Source organism: Suttonella ornithocola, assembly GCF_001889065.1.
Taxonomy (GTDB): domain Bacteria; phylum Pseudomonadota; class Gammaproteobacteria; order Cardiobacteriales; family Cardiobacteriaceae; genus Suttonella_A; species Suttonella_A ornithocola.
In genome coordinates this window covers 1-4,313 of sequence record NZ_LWHB01000146.1, presented here as the reverse complement: position 1 = coordinate 4,313, position 4,313 = coordinate 1, and the positions used below count along the sequence as shown (strand labels likewise).

3 protein-coding genes and 1 pseudogene are annotated in these 4,313 nt (G+C 33.9%); 1 reads left to right on the top strand and 3 read right to left on the bottom strand.

Annotated elements, in window-relative coordinates; all coding sequences use genetic code 11:
• From A5N85_RS10760 to A5N85_RS16195, 3 genes and pseudogenes are all read right to left on the bottom strand, one after another.
• The coding region (locus A5N85_RS10760) for an IS630 transposase-related protein (protein WP_143143258.1) at positions 1-212 on the bottom strand (212 nt) is incomplete at its 3' end.
• A gap of 115 nt (positions 213-327) precedes the next feature.
• Positions 328-1,467, bottom strand: a pseudogene (locus A5N85_RS17765) (AAA domain-containing protein); the annotation flags it as partial.
• Positions 1,468-2,799: 1,332 nt separating this feature from the next.
• Positions 2,800-3,810, bottom strand: coding sequence for a serine/threonine-protein kinase (locus A5N85_RS16195; protein ID WP_211268168.1), 1,011 nt, complete (start codon positions 3,808-3,810; stop codon positions 2,800-2,802).
• Between the two features lie 325 nt (positions 3,811-4,135).
• On the opposite strand from A5N85_RS16195, the gene A5N85_RS17760 reads away from it, so the two are divergent.
• Positions 4,136-4,313, top strand: a 178-nt coding sequence (locus A5N85_RS17760) for a helix-turn-helix domain-containing protein (RefSeq protein ID WP_143143257.1), incomplete at its 3' end; no start/stop codon positions are given.

The following is a 4,313-nucleotide window of genomic DNA, read 5'->3' as shown; positions in this document are numbered from 1 at the left end:
GAATCATCGGGATACTGCTCAATATCCTTAAGCAAGGCTTCATCATCAATCTTTGAGGGCTTACGCTCAGTAAAGCCTTTAGGATGGGGATTTTTAATCCAGCTATAGACGGTGAATTTGCTGATCTTGTAGCGCTTTGCAACAGCGCGCCAAGTTTCTCCATTAGCAATATCGTTAAGAATTTTTTGTCGGAATTGGCTGCAGTAGGTCATAGGATATGCTCAGTTTATTTTTGATAATTCTACTACAAGTTGTTCTTTAATATCTGCTTTGGATAGATTGGATTATAAGTGATTTGACTATATTTGGTACATCACTGTCTTTTTTGCCGTTTTCCAACACATTGTCATAAAAACAAGCCGATACCAAACTACCAATGGCAGGAGCCATACGATATTGGGTTTTAAGTGTGGCACAGGTTTGCTTGCCATATTCAGATTGAAACACGCGTTCAAAATCGCTACCTAATGTTTGATCTAGTTCTTCACCTCGCTTAGAAATACCTAAACGGCGAGCCAGCGCATTTTTATGTTCTTCTGAATATAATGGTGGTAATTGTTTATGGTCACCTACTAGCAAAATCCGCGAACCTGATTGCATGGCAATGGCTAGCTCACTAGAAATAGAACGTGCTGCTTCATCAACAATTACCCAATCATAAATATTATCTGCAATGCCAATATGACGTTGTCCAATACCTACACAAGTACCAATCACGAGTTGACGAGAACGAGCCAAAAATTCATCATAATTAGTACGTTCATTGGATAGAGCTTCCAACATATCTTTAGTTAAATCAATAAGTTTAGTAGTTTGTAAAGCTTCTGATGGCTGAATATTGTGTTTTTGATTTAATCTATCAATTAGTTTGGGTAAAATCTCATCAACTTCTACCAATTCATACAGTCCCATTGCTCGGGCTTGCTCTTTAATACTGGTTTCTAATTTTTTACGTAACCGTTTTTCATCTTCATCAATGCTTACATCGTTGAGTAGTTTGATAATTTTTTGATACCGACGGATTTATGTACCAATATCAAATGTTAACTCAGCCCTTTCTCGTAAATAACTTTCTGGTAATCCCATACTACGCCCAAGCTGACAAATATTATTGATCTTATTTACGTTCAGCTGCATTCTCTTTTGTCCTACCAAGTTTGGAGAAAATATATCTTCTAAAATCTCAGAATCAGCAACTTCTCGATTACTAAAGCGTACTAATTGCAAATCTGTTCCTAAGCGCTGGCAATGTTTGCGGATACGTTCAGCAGCGGTATTAACTGCTTCATGTGATTGACTGACTAATAAAATATTCTACACATTTTGTACATCAAATAAATAGTGCACAAAAAATAAATAGTGCACAAATGCCGAAATAAATTCTGTTTTCCCTGTTCCAGGTGGACCTTGTAATAATGATAACGGTCCATTAGCAATTAATTTTTGAAATGCAATACGTTGGGCTTCATTTAGACTTACTCCTTTTTCAGGTTGGTCATAGCGTGCAAATTGTTCATCACTAACTTGAATTTTATATTGATTGGCATTGAGCAAACAGTTTTCATCAAAATATGTTGCTAAATTTTTAATAACACTTTCACCATCTAAAATACGTTGTAAAGCATTTTTGCGACGGGTATAAGATGCTTTATTTTGTTTACTTTGTAAGTAAATAGGTGTATCTAACTGAATCTTATTAGCCGAATTAGATATAGATTTAAGATATAATTCTTTTAGCCGACTCTTTGCAATATCTACCACACCATATTTAAATGTTTTTTTACCATCATTGCTTTTACCAATCGCCTCCACAATTTCATCTCGTTTAAATTGATCAATCGGATTAATTTCCCCATCATATAGAATATAAATATCGTCATTTTCGGTTTTCTGTAATACTTCACTTGCTGTAATAGATGGTAAGGCTTCGGTTTCAGTATCCAGAATCGCCTGCCAAAGTTTTTGTATATTTGGGCGTTGTTCAATAGTCGGTTTTGCAGTTTCAGTATCAACGACTTCTGATTCAAAAATATCACTTTCCTCAATATCTTTTTTCTCAGAATTTTTAAAAATATTTTCAGCAATAAATTGTTTGATTGCCTGCTTCAATAACTCACTATTAGCTAAATATTCATTCAGATTATTGAGATTACTAAATTTGCTATGAGAAATAGACAACCCTAAAGATAAACTAACTGAACTATTCTCCTTATATGTTTTTTTTATATAATTACTCTCAAAAGGATATGAAGCATGCCTAAATTTTTGCTCTTGAATAACATAAAAAGCCGTAAACTTTCCGCCTAATCCAATAAATGTAACATCAATTTCTTTATTAGGATATTTTGTACTTTCTTTGAATTGAACAAATAATTCGCCATTTTCAGGATAAATATCAATCGGCAAAAATGAGGTATTTCCACCTATTGTGATACTTATCATTGGTACAATTGGTTTTGGATTAAGAGCTTCTTTGAAACGAGCTAATGAAATAAATGCTGTTTGGGTGTCTGAATATTCTTTCTGTATTGCTTCGGCAACATCAGAGAAACGCTCAGACGACTTATTCCATTCTATACCCAACAATTCACACGCCATTTTCATCACAGCAAAGTTATCACGCTGTTTTTCAGTAGCATGATCAAATTCTGGTGAATATTTAGTATTAAACTGACTTTGTTCATTTGGTGAAAAATCTAAAATATCCAAGATATGAAGTTGAATATTATCATCATCAAGTGTGACCAACACGTTATCAGGTTTTAAATCACCATGTGTAAAACCTAAGTTATGCAAATGCTAAATATTTTGAATAAATTGATTAATTAAGCTTTGTTTTTGTTCATAAGACAAAGCCTGTTGGCAAATTGCTTGCCACGTTTGTCCATCAATAAAATCACTCACAGCAAACAAACAGCCTGATTTTTTTGCAATACCAAATTCTTGGATTTTCGGTATATAGTCAGGCGAAAAATGTACAATTTTTGCCATGTTTTCCAGCCAGTTTAATACAACTCTGGCTTTAACTTGGTCATTTTGTGGATCTTTATTCAACCACGCTTTTACTAAAAGGTTATTAGATTTATAAACTTCTTTTTCACTGGTTTCTAAAATAAAATCATCATCTTCACGATATGCACGGGAATGATTGATGTCATGCGTAAATGGTTCTAATTTTGCAAAATTAAAGGAAAAATCTATCGCTTGATTTGGCTTGTTTTGATTAAATTTGTCTAAAAAATCTACTGCATTTTTAAAAGGCATATCAGACAATGCCATACGCAAAATATCTGCATACCACGTTGTATCATCTGTTAATTGAGTTTTCATTTCATCAAGGCTCACTGAAGAAATGCGTTTTGATTGAATAATGTGCCATGCTAAAATTGCTAATGATCTTACATCATATTGATATGGTGTAAGCTTGGTATTATTTGATAATGGGAAAGCCGTTTTTGCTAAATCACCAGAGACTTCTAAAATCTTACGAATATCGCCAACAGTTTCTTCTGAAGGAAAATATGCCGTAGCAAATCCTGAGAGCGTAATTTTATCGTCTACTGATAACCAAATACTATGCTCACCTAAATCTCTATGGGCAATACCGATTTTATGCAACTGAGCAAACTTATCCAATAGCAGTTGTACTAAACCCAAACGTCGTTCTTGGTTTAAATTTTCGCCACTAATTCCACCAAAAAAGTGATTAAAACGTCTTTGTTGTGGAAACAATTCAAACAACTCAATATATTCAGCCGTAATTTCACCTTTTTGTGGGGTAGATTTATAATTTAAACAAGTTTGATACAACTCTTTGTTTTTTTAATTTAATCTCATTTAAAACTTCATATTCACGGCTAACCAAGCGATAACGTCCATCAGGTGTTTGTGCTTCAGATTAATTTATTTTAGTAAAATCCCAACGTCGTAATAGAGCTTGGTCTTGACATTTAGTATTTTCAGTTTGAGCTAAATATTCTTGGAAAATTCCCTTTGGGTGAGAAAAAATAGGGAGATCTTCTGCGTAATATCCACTTGTATTGATATAGTCAAATCACTTATAATCCAATCTATCCAAAGCATATATAAAGAACGACTTATAGTAGAATTATCAAAAACAAACTGAGCATATCCTATGACCTACTGCAGCCAATTCCGACAAAAAATTCTTAACGATATTGCTAATGGAGAAACTTGGCGCGCTGTTGCAAAGCGCTACAAGATCAGCAAATTCACCGTCTATAGCTGGATTAAAAATCCCCATCCTAAAGGCTTTACTGAGCGTAAGCCCTCAAAGATTGATGATGAAGCCT